The 14,349-nt window shown below is 69.1% G+C and carries 9 protein-coding genes; 3 read left to right on the top strand and 6 right to left on the bottom strand.

Translation table 11 applies throughout. The features are described 5' to 3' along the window. Together VGS97_RS10925 and VGS97_RS10920 are read right to left on the bottom strand one after the other, a co-directional pair. A partial coding sequence (locus tag VGS97_RS10925) for an ABC transporter permease (RefSeq protein ID WP_326853232.1) occupies window positions 1-1,277 on the bottom strand: 1,277 nt, incomplete at its 3' end. Between the two features lie 101 nt (window positions 1,278-1,378). Beyond that, on the bottom strand, window positions 1,379-2,512 hold the full coding sequence (locus VGS97_RS10920; RefSeq protein ID WP_326853231.1) for a hypothetical protein: 1,134 nt from the start codon (window positions 2,510-2,512) through the stop codon (window positions 1,379-1,381). A 322-nt stretch (window positions 2,513-2,834) separates the two neighbouring features. Here VGS97_RS10920 and VGS97_RS10915 point away from each other — a divergent pair, with 322 nt between their 5' ends. Beyond that, complete coding sequence (locus VGS97_RS10915; protein WP_326853230.1) at window positions 2,835-3,248, top strand: hypothetical protein; 414 nt, start codon at window positions 2,835-2,837, stop codon at window positions 3,246-3,248. A 185-nt stretch (window positions 3,249-3,433) separates the two neighbouring features. On the opposite strand, the gene VGS97_RS10910 is transcribed toward VGS97_RS10915, so the two are convergent. Together VGS97_RS10910 and VGS97_RS10905 are read right to left on the bottom strand one after the other, a co-directional pair. Beyond that, on the bottom strand, window positions 3,434-5,404 hold the full coding sequence (locus VGS97_RS10910; RefSeq protein ID WP_326853229.1) for an ankyrin repeat domain-containing protein: 1,971 nt from the start codon (window positions 5,402-5,404) through the stop codon (window positions 3,434-3,436). 394 nt (window positions 5,405-5,798) lie between these two features. Beyond that, window positions 5,799-7,517 carry a cellulose binding domain-containing protein gene (locus tag VGS97_RS10905; protein WP_326853228.1) on the bottom strand — a complete coding sequence of 573 codons (1,719 nt, stop codon included), beginning with the start codon at window positions 7,515-7,517 and terminating at the stop codon, window positions 5,799-5,801. A gap of 497 nt (window positions 7,518-8,014) precedes the next feature. Between VGS97_RS10905 and VGS97_RS10900 the strand changes: the two genes are divergently transcribed. After that, the gene (locus VGS97_RS10900; protein ID WP_326853227.1) at window positions 8,015-10,678 is read left to right on the top strand and encodes a bifunctional FO biosynthesis protein CofGH; all 2,664 of its coding nucleotides are present in this window, start codon (window positions 8,015-8,017) and stop codon (window positions 10,676-10,678) included. 4 nt (window positions 10,679-10,682) lie between these two features. Next, window positions 10,683-11,534 carry a DUF1028 domain-containing protein gene (locus VGS97_RS10895; protein ID WP_326853226.1) on the top strand — a complete coding sequence of 284 codons (852 nt, stop codon included), beginning with the start codon at window positions 10,683-10,685 and terminating at the stop codon, window positions 11,532-11,534. Window positions 11,535-11,630: 96 nt separating this feature from the next. On the opposite strand, the gene VGS97_RS10890 is transcribed toward VGS97_RS10895, so the two are convergent. Both VGS97_RS10890 and VGS97_RS10885 read right to left on the bottom strand, forming a co-directional pair. Beyond that, window positions 11,631-12,674, bottom strand: coding sequence for a slipin family protein (locus tag VGS97_RS10890; RefSeq protein ID WP_326853225.1), 1,044 nt, complete (start codon window positions 12,672-12,674; stop codon window positions 11,631-11,633). A gap of 136 nt (window positions 12,675-12,810) precedes the next feature. Then, entirely contained in the window at window positions 12,811-14,238 is a 1,428-nt protein-coding gene (locus VGS97_RS10885) for a hypothetical protein (protein WP_326853224.1), read from the bottom strand. Window positions 14,239-14,349 lie beyond the last annotated feature (111 nt).

Genomic DNA, 14,349 nt, shown 5'->3' with positions numbered 1-14,349 from the left:
TTGCCGCCGCCGGGCAGCCCGTTTCCGGTCGGCGCGGAGATCCCGCCGGTGGACGCCGTCAGGCTCGGCGCGACCTTGTCGATCACGAACGCGGCGGCGAAGCCGAGGCCGATGCCGAGCGCGCCGCCGATCAGGCCGGTGACGATCGCCTCGCCCATGACCTGCCGCACCACCCGGGGCGAGGTCCAGCCCAGCGCCTTGAGCGTGCCGAACTCGCGCACCCGCCGGCTGACCGCCGACATGGTGAACAGCGCGGCGACGGCGAACGCGGCGGCCAGCACCGCGATGGACAGCCACCTGCCCAGGTTGTTCGCCAGCGAGGCGGCCGAGGAGATCGAGCCGGTGACCGACTTGGCCAGGTCGGCCGAGGTGGTCACGGTGGCCGACGAGTCGGCCTTCTTGATCGCCGCGGCGACCGCGTCGATCTGCGTCGCGTTGCCGGCCCGCACATAGACCGTGGTCACGTTGCCGGTCTGCGATGAGAGCTTCTGCGCCACGGCCAGTGGGATGTAGACGTTCGTCGAGTTCGAGCCGGACACCAGGCCGATGATGGTGAACGACTTGCTGCCGAGCGTGACGGTGCCGCCCGGCTTCAGGCTCTTGGACGACGCATAGGACTGCGTCACCACGGCGACGTTCGAGTCGGCGTCGGCGGCCGTCAGCATCCGGCCGGAGCCGAGCGTGAGCGAGGAGGTCGGGCCTACGGTCAGGTTCGAGGTGTCCACGCCCATGACCGAGGTCGCGTCGAAGGACCCGCCGCCGGAGGCCGGACCGCCGAAGAAGCGTCCGCCGCCGTTGCCACCGCTCCCGCTCCCGCCGCTCGGGCCGCCGCCGGTGTCCGGCTGCTGGGAGAACTGCTGCGTCACCGTGGTGCTGATGTTGAAGTCGTTGAGCGACAACGAACCGACCGCGGCGGATACTCCACCGACGTCCTTGATCTTCGTCAGTGCCGCGGATGTGATCGCCGACGTGCCCGGCGACAGCACCAGGTTGTCCGTGCTCGTGGTCGACGACTTGGTGCCGCTGCTCGAACCGGCGCCGGGACCGCGGAAGTCGAACTGCTGCCGCCCGCTGCCCGCCGCCGCGGTGCCGGTGACGGTCATGTCGGTCCCGACGCCGTAGAGCGAATGCAGCACGGTGTTCTGCGCTGCATTCACCCCGGCGGACGCAGCCGTCACGGTGATCGTCAGGCCGATGCCCAAGGCCAGGCCGAGGGCGATCATGAACGCCTGCCGTCCGCGTCTGCGTAGCTCCCTGGTCAGATAGGTGAAGAACATCGAGGGTCCTCGGAGGTCGGAATTGATGTCGCGACGACTCTCGGACCTGTGGCTCACCAGGACATGAGCTGGCTATGAGAAGCGGATGAGTGACCGTATCGTTACAACTCTTCCGAAGCCGAGGTCACAGCCCACTGATGGACCGTGCCGCGGTGGATGGCGGCGTAAATGCGGTCCCGCAACACGTTCGCGTCGTGGTCGGTGAGTGTGCGCTCAAGGTCCCGCAGTACGACGCGTACAAGCACGTTGTCCTGATCCTCACGCGCGCCGAGCCGCTCACGGGCAGCGGCGGGTAAGTCAGTGCCGGGTGTACGCGACAGGATCTCGACCGCCTCGACCTGTGCGGCGCCCGGCCCGAGCGCCTCGCGAACCCGATCGCCGAGGTCTTCGGCCAGGTCATCCGGATCGATGGCGACGGACAGGTCACGGCGGATCGGTGGCATCGCGGACACGGCGCGGTATGGCGTGAGGTCCTGCATCTGCCCGGCGATCCGCGGATCGGCAGCGCGTAGCAGCCGGATGTCCGGCACGCTCTTGATCAGCATCAGCAAGCGGTCCAGCCCCATGCCGAGGGCCAGACCGGTGTACGAGTCGCCGAGTCCGGCACGAGCGAGCACCTGAGGGTGCGCCAGACCGCCTTCGGCCACTTCGACGAGCTCAGTGGCTTGACGCACGTCGACTTGCTGACCGTGAAGTGTGTAGGGGTGAACGCGCGGGTCCAGTTGATGTGGTACGCCGGGCAGTAGTGCGTCGAGGATGGCCGCGACCATTTCGCGCAGATCCGCATCACCCAACGCAGCGCGGTGGCTTATACGCCACAAGTCCACCTGATGCGGCGTACCCGTGTGCAGCCGGTCAATGGCATCGCGTCGGTAGACGACGCCAGGGCACACCAACAGCACGTCGTCCGCGGGGGAGTGTGCTAACGCGCGCAGTGCTGCCGGAATCAGCGCACTGGAATGGCTACGCAGCATGCGCCGCTCATCGACATAGCGCGTATAACGCGCATCGCGCGTGACGTCGGCCGGGTCGTAGCCGAGCAGGTCGTAGTTGTCTGCGACAGGCACGATGCGCCCGCCACGGTGCCAGCGAACGTTGCAGCCCCAGTGAGTGGCGAGCGCGCTGACTGCGCGTTCGAGAACGAGTTGTACCGCGTGTGTGCCCTGAGCCGGGTCGGTCAGGTCACGCACGGCCAAGTCGTGTGTGAGCTGTTCGGGTGAAAGTGCTACGAGCACGGCCGGACTCCCTTTGGATCTTGATCGGAATTCGAGTGAGCGGAACGGGAAAGTCCCCTGGACCCATTCGCTCGGGCTCGATTCCGTGGGAGTCGCGTTGCGGCCTTAACCGGCCGAGACGTGGCGAAGTGCGACCCCTGTGGTACCCGATCGGGACCAGGGGCCGATAAATCGGTAAGTGATTACTACCGAGGCCACGACAACAGGGTACGCCGCCGCACGTCAGCGATCGACGTAATTCCTGTACGCGCCGGATTGATGTATGCAAAGTTGAGTCCGTTGGCGCTGTGAGCCTGGGAGCGGGGAGTTGGAGAGTGGGGAAATGGGGGAGTTGCCGACACAGCGAGTGCCGCTGATCATCGTCGACTCGGCCAACGTCGTCGGCTCGGTGCCGGACGGTTGGTGGCGTGACCGGCGCGGGGCGGCCGTTCGGTTGCGCGATTCGCTCGCCGGACTGACGGCCAATGGGATGAACAGTGCCGGTCTGCCCGACTGGGCACGGCAGGGACCGCTCGACGTCGTACTCGTGGTCGAAGGCGCGGCTCGCGGCGTCGCGAGCACCGAAACGGTTCGAGTCGTCAGCGCGGCGGGCATCGGCGACGACACCATCGTCGAACTGGCGACGAATGAGGGCGCCGGTCGGCACTGTCTCGTGGTGACCGCCGATCGGGCACTGCGAGCGCGCGTCGAGCACGTCGGCGCCGTGACCTGCGGTCCATCCTCGCTGCGGCGGTAAGCACTGAGCGCGGTGGGCATTGCCGTTTGCCCGCGCCGAACTCGCTTCGGCGCGGGCAAAACGCTCTCCTCGGACTTAACCGTGGCCGGCGGCGCCGGGTCAGCCGACACACAGCGGCGGTCGTCCTTACAGCCGCCCGCAAGGCGACGGTTAAGTCCGAAGAGCTGCAAAAACGACGGCGACAGCTACGAGCGGGCCAGGGCGCTGCGGCGGTCCGGATACGCGCGGATGTCGATGATTTGCGCGTCGTCGATGGTGAGGACCTGGTAGAGCTGTTGCGGTGGCGCTGGTCTGGCGCCTTCGGCCTGGCGGCTCACGGCGAGTCCGAGTACGACGGCGTCGCGGTCCACTTCCACGCTGCGCACGGTCGACGTCATTCCCTCGGCGAGCATGCCCCGGTACCAGTCGATGACCTCGGCGCTGTTCTGGCACACCCCGGTCCAGTGGACGTCGGGATGCAGGAGCGAAGCGAGCAGGTCGAGGTCACGTTCGCGGTAGGCGGCTTCGATGTGCCGGGCGATCTCCGCCGGCACGCCGGTGCCGATCGAGCCGGACGGTTCGCTCCGGTCGCTTGGCTCGTGCTCCGGTCGGTCGTCTGATCGTGGCTCGGTCGGCTGCGCGGCCGGCTCGTCGTCGGGAGTGATGCCGTGGCGCCGCAGGAAGTCGGCGACCTGCTCGCTGGGCGGCTTCTGCTTGACCCACACGTCACGTTGCGACGCGCCCGCGTCGAGGAGCAGGCGAATCGTCTCGATCCAGTCACCCGGCTCGTCGGCCTGCTCGCCACTGCCGACTGTGGCGTAGGCCAGCGGCGTCGCGTCGAACCGGGTGTCGCGAGCGTTGGTGTCGGCCCCCGCGTCAAGCAGCAGCCGGACCGCTGCCGCGTTGCCGAAATAGGCGGCGTTATGCAGCGGCTGTTCGCCCAAGTCGTTGCGTGTGTGAGGGGAGAGGCCGAGGTCGAGCATGAGCGCGAGCGTCTCGGGCGGCCGGGAGCCGGCTGCGTCGACGATCACGGCTTGGTCTTGCTCGGTCAATCGCTCTGACAAGCCGGGGTCATCGGCACGCAGTCGTTCGGCGGTGCGGCGGTCGCCGTTAAGGCAGGCGCCGATGAACCGGTCGACGTCGGTCCCGTCGTCGTCAGCGCCCTGAGCGCGCAGGTGTGCGGCGATGTCGTTCTTACCGGCCCGCACCGCATGGCGTAGGGCGGAGACGCCATCCCCGTCGCTGGCTTGTGGATTCGCTCCGGCATCGAGCAGGGCGATGATCACGGGCAACGAGACGATCGCGGCAGCCTCCGGCAATGCCCTGGTCGCCGCGTGTGCTGCGCGGTCCGCACCCCCACTCGTTTCGAGACTGTCGAGTAGCAGCGACATCGCAACGGGATCATCGGCGTACGTGGCGGCCCCGACAGCCCAGGTTCCGGTCACGCGGGCGCCGTGCGACAATAGCAACTTCAGGCATCGGTGGCGACGGTGACCGGCCGCCTCGCCGATCGGCTGGCCCATGTCGGGGTTGGCTCCGGCGTCGAGCAGCACTTCGGCGATGTCCGGGTTGTCGACGTCCACCGATCCCTTGAGCGCCGAGCGGAATTGGGGCCGACCCCCGTCGTTGGTGTTCGCACTGGCCCCGGCGCTCAGCAGGAGGCGGACCACCTCGGCCATCGCGGGTGCCCGGCCGGGTTCGATCTGGTGCCAACGCGAGTAACAGGCGTACAGCAATGGCGGCCAGCCGCGCTCAGCGTCGAGGGCCACTGCCGCTGCGGGATCGGCTTCGAGTAGCCGCCGCGCCGCGCCTACGTCGCCGAGCACGCTCGCGGCGAGCAGACTGCGGCCAGCGATCTCCGGATCGGCGCGGAGCAGTTCCCGCGCCTGCTGCATGCGGCCCTCGACCGAGGCGGCTGCGAATGCCGACACGACTTGGCGTGACGCCGCCTCGGCCTCGATGGCCGCTTTGAGCTTTGGCCAGCTGGGAAAGCCCGACTCGCGGGCGATGACCAGCTGGGCGGCGGCCAGACTGACCTCGCCCTGGAGCGGTGAGCGGTGATGGCGGGCGAACCGCGCTTCGGCGGTGGCGTCCCCCTGGCGAGCCGCATCGCGCAGTTCCTTCGCGCGGCGGCGCAGCTGATCCAGATCGGGGCGCTCGGGAAGCGGATCAGACATGGCGTCTCCCTCCGTCGCCTGCGGTCCGCTGCTCAGGCCGAGGAAGAGGCCAAAACCACAGTGCGTGGTGGTTCGGAGGTGGACTCAGTCCTTCCCGCGGACCCGGGGGCACCCTCCCGGCGCCACCCGAAATACTAGTGCCCTGGCGGTCGCCGAGGTACTTGTGCTGTGGCGGCCGGCCTTCGCCCGCAAGCGAGGCGCGCCGGGTCGGCGTGTGGCAAGGCACGCAAACGCCCACGCACTGGTGGTTGTGCGTGGGCGTTTCCGCAACGCAGCCAGAGGTCGTCATGGGGCGCCGAGCAGGGCGAATACTGGCGGTTACAGCACAGGTGCTAACGCGTTGCCGGTGCGCTGGGAGGGGCTGACCCGGCGCACCGGCGGTCTATGGGGCGAGTTAGGTCGCTGAGCACGACACCACGGTCATGCCCGTTGCCGTCCCGGTGCCTTGGAACCCGAAGTTGGTGGTCTGCCCGGCGCCGACGCTGCCGTCGTAGCTGACATTGGCGAAGTGCATCGTGCCGGCGCCGCTGGCCGTTGCGTTCCAGGTACTGGTGACCACCGCGCTCGATGGCAGGTTAATGGTCACCGTCCAACTGCTGATCGCGGAGGCGCCTGCCGTCACGTTGACGCTGACCGTGAAGCCGCCGGCCCACTGGTTGAGCGCCGGCACCGCCGTGCAGCCACCCGGCGGTGGATTGCTGGGCGAGCTGCTCGGTGAAGGCGAGGCGGACGGAGAGCTTGACGGCGAGGACGAAGGCGAGTTCGACGGGCTCGGGCTCGCCGAGGGCGATGGTGACGATGAAGGCGAAGCGCTCGGCGAGGTCGAAGGCGTCGGGGAGGAGCTCGACTGGCTGAGGGTCGGAGTCGTCCAGTTCCGCCACTGCGAGAGGTCGCCGGCCTTGAGGCTGGAGATCCGGAACACGCCGGGGGCGGTGCCGGTGCCCTTCAGGAACTTCTGGATGCTCTGCTGCAACGGAGCCGTCCACTCGGGACGTACCGCGCAGTGCGTACCGTCCGCCACGTCGGACCAGTAGCTGATGTTCGGCCCCGCGCCGAGCGCCGTGTAGATCTCCCGGCCGCCCAGGGCCGACACGCTGCCGGACTTGGCGGCGAGCCAGTCGATGTGCGGGTTCTCCATGATGAACGCGCCGCGCGGCGCGATCATCCCGACGACTTCGTCCGTGTCGATCGGCAGCGTGGTCGGGTCGGACGTGAAGGCGCTGAACGCGTCGCCCACCCAGGGCTGTTCGTTGTAGGCCTCGCCCAGCGGCTGCGCGCCGCTCTCGCCGGGAATCCCGCGGAAGATCGGAACGCCGTCGGTGCCCGACTCGACCGGCATCGTCAACGCGATGCGCTGATCGAACGCGCCGGCCACGAAGGCGCCCTTGCCATACCGCGAGCAGCCGGTGACGCCGACTGAATTGGCCAGGATGTTGCCGCCCGACTGGTTGATGACGTCGATGATGCGGCTGACGCCCCAGGCCCAGGCCATCAGCAGCCCGGTGGTGCTCGTCGAGCCGTAGAGGGTGTAGTACACGCCGGACTTAGCGTTACGCGCCGTGCCCTCCGCGCCGACGTTGAGCGGGTTGTAGTTGATGACGGCCGCGCCGGAGGACAGGATCGTGGCGGTGTCCACACCGACACCCCCGTAGACGATGACGGCGGGGAACGGCCCGGTGCCGCTCGGCAGGGTGACGCCGGCCGAGAAGCTGCCGCTCTTCCCGCTGTCCGAGACGTTCACCGTGATGTTGGTGCTGGAGACCGTGCCCGTGACGGACGCGGGCTTGCCCGCCTTCTGGCCGTACACGTACTTCTCGGACAGTTGCAGGATCTCTTCGCGCCGGCACGTCCAGTCGGAGGTGGACGTGATGCGGGAGCCGTTCAGCTTCGTGAAGGGATCGGGGAGCAGGGAGTTGCTGGTCAGGCTGCCCGGCAGCGTCACCGCGCAGCCGGCGCCGTCGTCCTCGACGGTGCTCGTGAGGGCCGCGGGCGACGCGGCGATCGTCGCGGTCGCCGTGCGCGCCGTGACCGTTTCCGCTCCGGCGGCCATCAGCGCGGCCACCACCGCCATGACGACCGCTGAGCGGAGCTTGGGGATGCTCGATCTGATCATCACGAGCACGCTCTCCTTCCCTGGGGGTGCGAGGTGTGATCGTGATTCATGATCACGATTGTCGGCACGACGAGCGTCGAACGGCTCTCGAACGGCGTCAACAGAGCCCTGGCATCGTCGAAAAGTTTCGGATGCCGGGGGCGGGTGATCGGCGGGTGCGGGTGCGGCCAGGCACCATCAGCGTGCGGATATACGAGGCACGGCGCCGACCAGGTCACCTGCTGCTATGGGTTCTACACCGCGCTTTCGGTCTGCGGCGGCGTCGGGGCGAGTCGGCACGATCACGGCAAACGTCGTTACGGATTCCGGAAGTTTCGAGAAGAGTGCCTGGAAACTTCCACGACATCGCGGGCTCGCGGTGTACCCGGTCGATCACTCGTCCGACCCGGCAGGGAAGGATAGGAACCGCGGCCCGGTTCGCATGAGGGCACGGCACGGGCAATACCTGAGACATCCGGTGCCCGAGGCGCAATTGCAACGCAATCGGTGGAGGCACGATGGCTGAGCAGCGACACGGACCGACTCGGACGGGCATGCGGCGTGCGCTGCACCGCGCCGAGCAGGGGGTCGCCCTGGATCTCACCGAGGCGGAGGTGCTGCTCCAGGCGCACGGCGAAGATCTGGCGACGCTGTCAGGCATCGCGGCACGCGTGCGGGACGCCGGACTTGCGCAGGCCGGGCGTCCGGGCGTGATCACCTATTCGCGGAAGGTCTTCATACCGCTCACGCGGCTGTGCCGAGACCGCTGTGGTTACTGCACGTTCGTCACGGTTCCGGGCAAACTGCGGCGTGACGGCCACGGCATGTTCCTCTCGCCTGACGAAGTGCTGGACATTGCCCGAAAGGGTGCGGCGCTCGGATGTAAGGAAGCGCTGTTCACGCTTGGAGACCGGCCGGAGGATAGGTGGCCGGAGGCTCGTGAATGGCTCGATGCTCACGGTTACGACGACACGCTCGCCTACGTGCGCGCGATGGCGATCCGCACGCTTGAGGAGACGGGATTGCTGCCGCACGTCAACCCTGGCGTGCTGACTTGGACGGACATCCAGCGCCTCAAGCCGGTCGCTCCGTCCATGGGCATGATGCTTGAGACCACAGCCACGCGCCTGTGGTCCGAGCCCGGCGGCCCACACTACGGTTCGCCGGATAAGGAACCTGCGGTGCGGCTGAGGGTACTGGAGGACGCGGGGCGATCCAGCGTGCCCTTCACGACGGGGCTGCTGATCGGCATCGGGGAAACGTACGCGGAACGCGCCGACGCGCTGTTCGCGATACGGCGCGTGCAGCGTCAGTATCAGGGAATTCAAGAGATCATCGTCCAGAACTTCCGGGCCAAGCCGGACACGGCCATGCGCCGCGCCGCCGACGCGGATCTGGGTGAACTGGCGGCCACGATCGCGGTGGCGCGGCTGATCCTCGGCCCGGCCGCACGCATCCAGGCCCCGCCCAACCTGGTCGGCGAGCAGTACGCGCAGATGATCAACGCCGGGATCGACGACTGGGGTGGCGTCTCTCCGCTGACTCCGGACCATGTGAATCCGGAGCGCCCGTGGCCGCACATCGAGGAACTCGCGGCCCGCACCGCCGACCTCGGGTTCACGCTGCGCGAGCGCCTGACGATCTATCCCGAGTACATCCGGCGCGGCGAACCGTGGCTGGACCCCAGACTCGTGCCGCACGTGCGCGCGCTGGTCGATCCGGCGACCGGCCTCGCCGACGAGGACGCCGCCGTCGAGGGACGACCGTGGCAGGAGCCTGACGCGGTGCTGAACGCGAGTGGCCGAACCGATCTGCACGCGGCGATCGACGTGGAGGGACGCACCGAGGACCGGCGCGGGGACTTCGACGTCGTCTACGGGGACTGGAACGAACTGCGCGAGGCGGTGCGGACCGGCCGGCAAGCGGCGGTGGACAAAGCTGCTGTGGGCAGTGGCGCGCTGACCAGGCTCGACGGCGATGTGCGGGAGGCGCTCCGCGTCGCCGAGTCCGATCCGACTCGCCTGACGGACGCTCAGGCGCTGGCGCTCTTCGGCACCGCGTACCGCGCCGAGCACGCCGGAGCGCTGGACGAGCTGTGCCGTATCGCGGACGACCTGCGCCGGGACACGGTCGGCGACGACGTCACCTACCTCGTCACCCGGAACATCAACTTCACCAATGTCTGCTACACCGGATGCCGGTTCTGCGCCTTCGCCCAGCGCCGCACCGACGCGGACGCCTACACGCTGTCACTGGAGCAGGTCGCCGACCGCGCCGAGCAGGCTTGGGACGTCGGCGCGACCGAGGTCTGCATGCAGGGCGGCATCCACCCCGACCTTCCCGGCACGGCATACTTCGACATCGCGCGCGCGGTGAAGGAACGCGTCCCCGGGATGCATGTGCACGCCTTCTCGCCGATGGAGGTCGCGAACGGCTCCACGCGCACCGGAATGTCGATCCGGGACTGGCTCGCCGCCGCGCGCGAGGCCGGCCTCGACACGATTCCCGGCACCGCCGCCGAGATCCTGGACGACGATGTGCGCTGGATCCTGACCAAGGGCAAGCTGCCTGCCGCGGCGTGGGTCGAGATCGTCGAGACCGCGCACAGCCTCGGCGTCCGCTCGTCCTCGACCATGATGTACGGGCACGTCGACGAGCCCCGGCACTGGCTCGGGCACCTGCGGCTGCTCGCGGGCATCCAGCGCCGCAACCTCGAACGCGGACACGCCGGCTTCACCGAGTTCGTGACCCTGCCGTTCGTGCACACCAACGCGCCGGTGTACCTGGCCGGGATCGCCCGTCCCGGGCCGACCATGGCCGAGAACCGCGCGGTCACCGCGATGGCCCGGCTGCTGCTGCATCCGGTGATCCCGAACATCCAGACCAGCTGGGTCAAGCTCGGCCCGGACGCGGCGGCGCAGATGCTGCGCGGCGGCGCGAACGACCTCGGCGGCACGCTGATGGAGGAGACCATCTCGCGGATGGCCGGCTCGTCGTACGGCAGCCACAAGTCTGTGCGAGAGCTGCGCGCCATCGCCGACGCCGCGGGACGCCCGGCCCGGCAGCGCACCACCACGTACGCAACGGCGCCTGCCGAGCGCGTCGTCGTCGGCGAGCGCTTCGACGGTCATCTTCCGGAACTGCTGCCCCTCGTGCTGGAAATCGGCACCATGGAACACTGAGCCCATGACCTTCTCGATAGTCGCCCGCAGCGCCGACGGCCGCCAGTTCGGCGTTGCGGTGGCCTCCAAGTTCCTCGCCGCCGGTTCCGTCGTTCCGGCGGCCGTCGCCGGCCGCGAGGGACAGCCCGGCGGTGCCCTGGCCACACAAGCGTTCGCCAATGTCGGCTACAAGGCCGCGGGGCTGGAGCTGCTCAGCTCGGGCAAGAGCGCGCAGGAGACGGTCGAGGCGCTGACCAGTGCCGATGCCCAGGCCGTGGAGCGCCAGCTCGGCGTGGTGGACACGGAGGGCCGGGCGGCCACGTACACGGGTTCCGAGTGCATAGCCTGGGCCGGCGGTGCGACCGGCTACGGCTACGCGATCCAGGGCAACATCCTGGCCGGCTCACGTGTCGTCGCCTTGATGGAGGAGGCCTGGCTCGCCTCGGACCCGCGCGGTCCGCTCTCCCGTCGTCTGCTGGCCGCACTCGCCGCCGGCGACGCGTCCGGCGGCGACAGCAGGGGCAAGCAGAGCGCCGCGGTGCTGGTCGTCGCGGCGGGAGAGGGGTACGACGGCAGCGACGTGCTGGTCGACCTGCGCGTGGACGACCACGCGGAGCCGGTCGCCGAGCTCGCCCGGCTGCTGGACCTGCACGACCTGGTCTTCGGCAAGCCCGACCCGGAAGCGCTGCTCGACCTGGACGGCCCGCTCGCCGAGGAGGTCTCCCGCCTGCTGTTCGAGCGCGGCTTCCCGGGCGAGCTGGGCAAGGCGCTGGCGATCTGGGGCGGCCGGGAAAACCTGGAGATGCGCCTGGTGCAAGGGAAGATCGACCCGGTGGTGCTGAACTACCTGCGCGAGTCACCGGCTGAGGGCAGCTGAGCCGAGGTGCGCCGACCCGACGCGCTGGTCGGCTGAGCGGAGCTGAGGCGCGTGGATCGGCGCCTCAGCCCTCGGCAACCACCCGCGTCGGCGCAATCACCCGTATCGCCGCGCGCCTTGCGGCTTGTCAGCTGACCCGGTGCCATCAGCTGACCCGGTGCCAGCCGCCTTCGACTGTTCTGCTTGCGCCTCGGCCCGCTTCAGCTCGACCTCGATGGCGTCGGGCTCGGTCGTTCGGGCGGTGGTCTCGGGCGCCTCCGTGATCTCCACTTCGGAGATCTCCTCACCGGACGTGCCTTCGGGCAGCGCGGCGACTTCGTCGGCTGCCTGCACGGCGCGCCTGCGGCTCTGGTTGGCCGCCCGCGCCGCGGCGGCGTTCTCGGCGTGCGGCAGCGAGGAGTGCTCCAGGAAGCGCAGCAGCTCGACCGGGAACGGCAGGATGACCGTCGAGGACTTCTCCGACGCGACCTCCACCATCGTTTGCAGCAGGCGCAGCTGGAGCGCCGCGGGGCTGGCCGACATCGCGTCCGCCGCCTGGGCCAGCTTCTTCGAGGCCTGCAACTCGCCGTCCGCGGTGATGATGCGCGCGCGCCGCTCGCGGTCCGCCTCGGCCTGCCGGGCCATGGTGCGCTTCATCGACTCGGGCAGCGCCACGTCCTTGATCTCCACCCGGTCGATGTGGATGCCCCACCCGACCGCCGGCGAGTCGAGCATCAGCGCCAGGCCCTGGTTCAGCGGCTCACGGTTGGTCAGCAGTTCGTCGAGCTCGGACTTGCCGATGATCGAGCGCAGCGAGGTCTGCGCCACCTGTCCGATGGCGAACTGGTAATCCTGCACCTCCACCAGCGCGCGGACCGGGTCGATCACCCGGAAGTACACCACCGCGTCCACCCGCACCGTCACGTTGTCCCGGGTGATCCCCTCCTGCGCGGGCACCGGCATCGTCACGATCTGCGTGTTGACCCGCACCATCCGGTCGGAGAAGGGCACCAGCAGGGTGATCCCCGCCTCGCGGGGACGGCCGAGCACCTTGCCCCAGCGGAACACCACTCCCCGTTCGAACTGCCGCACGACGCGGAAGCGCGGCCGTCCGATCAGCGCCGCCACCGCCACGACGGCTATTGCGATCTCCAGACCCACCGTGCGTCACCCCAATCCAGGATGATCAAACTGGTTTTGTCCCATGGGCCATCTTGGGGATTCCATCTTATGGCGGGTATCCGGCCACGTACATGACTGGGAGACTGGAGCGCGTCGACGTGCCGCGCCGAGCGGATCAGCGGTATTCGGCAAGCCGGGGCCGCACGCCGAGCCCGAGGCCGGTCAGCGCGCCCACGGCCAGCGCCCATGGCAGCCACGACCAGCCGGCCAGGTCGGAGTGCGCCGACGACATCGAGTCGTCGAAGGCGGCCAACCGGTCGTTCGAAAGCGTCATCAGCGCCGAGTCGTAGTAATAGAAATCGAACGCCTCGTCGCCGCGCGCCGTGCCGGTGTCCTTGATCAGCGCCGTGGCGATGTCGCTCACGCTGTTGAAGTACGAGCCGTCGACGGGATTCGTGGTGATCTGGCCGGTGATCTTGGCGATGTCGCCATTCGAGCCCACGATGGAGTCCCATCGCTTGTTCGCCGTGGCGCCCGACTGGCTGAGGTTGTGCAGTTCGTTGGCCGCCGACTTCTGCGCTCCCTGGATCGGCGCCTGTGTCGTGTCCGGCATCAACAGATAGCGCGTTACCGCGCCGTCCACGTCGTAACTCGCCGCACGCGTGCGTGTGACCGCCAGATAGTCGGCGAACCGTGCGCCCGCGTTCGACGCGTCGCTGGCCGTAGCGGCCAGCGCAACCACGCTGCCCAATGCCAGCGTGAGTGAGATCAGCGCCGTCACCAGGACGCCGACGTTGGTCGCGCGCCGGAACCACAGGCGCAGCTGACGGTGCATCCGGAATGCCAGCCCGAGGGCGAGCAGCCCGACGAGACCGGCCGCGACCGCTCCGATGATCCCGGCCAAATGCGCTGAGGACGCCGCGTCCGACAGTTGCCTCGCCTTGTCGTCGCGCAGCGCCTTTGCTTCAGGCAGCAACTGGCTCTGCATCAGCGTCGTTGCACGTGCGTAGTAGCCGATCGCTGCCGCGGCCGGCTGTCCGGCCGACGAACCCATCGTGTCGGGTATCGCGCTCGGCGCCGTCTGATCCAGCGAGATGGCGGCGTCGGCGATCTGGTGGTACACCGTGACCGCACTGGTCAGCGTGGAGATGGCGGACTCGTCCGCGCTGCCGCCGGAGGCCGCCAGTCGCCGAAGGTCCGTGTCGACCTGCGTGGTGCGCTCGTTGTACGCGGCCAGCGTCGCGATCTGGTCGCCAGCCAGGTCGAGCGCGCCGGTCGCCGGATTGGCCCCGTTGCCCAGCAGCACGAGGCGCGCCGACTCGGCGTCGAGGTCGGAGAGGCTGAAGTACAGGTCGGCGGAGTCCGACGCGACGGCCGCGTGCTGCGCGACGCTTGACGTGCCGTCGCTCGCCGCCGTGAAGGCCCCGACCGTCACCCCGAGCAGCGCCGCGACGGCGGTCGAGACCACCGCGGCCCACAGCGTCAGGCGCAGCGGTGTGCTGCGCGACTGAGCCCGACCGGGCCGTTCGCCGCCCCCGCCGCCGACCTGTCCGCTGTTCCCCGCCGCCGTCGTGCTCGGACGTACCCCCACAGTCGCGCTCACGGTTCGAACTTAGTCCCGTCCGATGAATGAAAGGTGTCCGGTCGGTAGCGTCCCGGTGGCTGCCGTACCGGCCCCGAATAGCGAAGGAGCCCGGCGCCGCGATCGGTACCA

The sequence above is a fragment of the Actinocrinis sp. genome (assembly GCF_035946395.1).
Lineage (GTDB): Bacteria > Actinomycetota > Actinomycetes > Streptomycetales > Catenulisporaceae > Actinocrinis.
The sequence above is the reverse complement of the archived record's forward strand: the minus strand, read 5'-3'. Positions and strand labels throughout refer to the sequence as shown.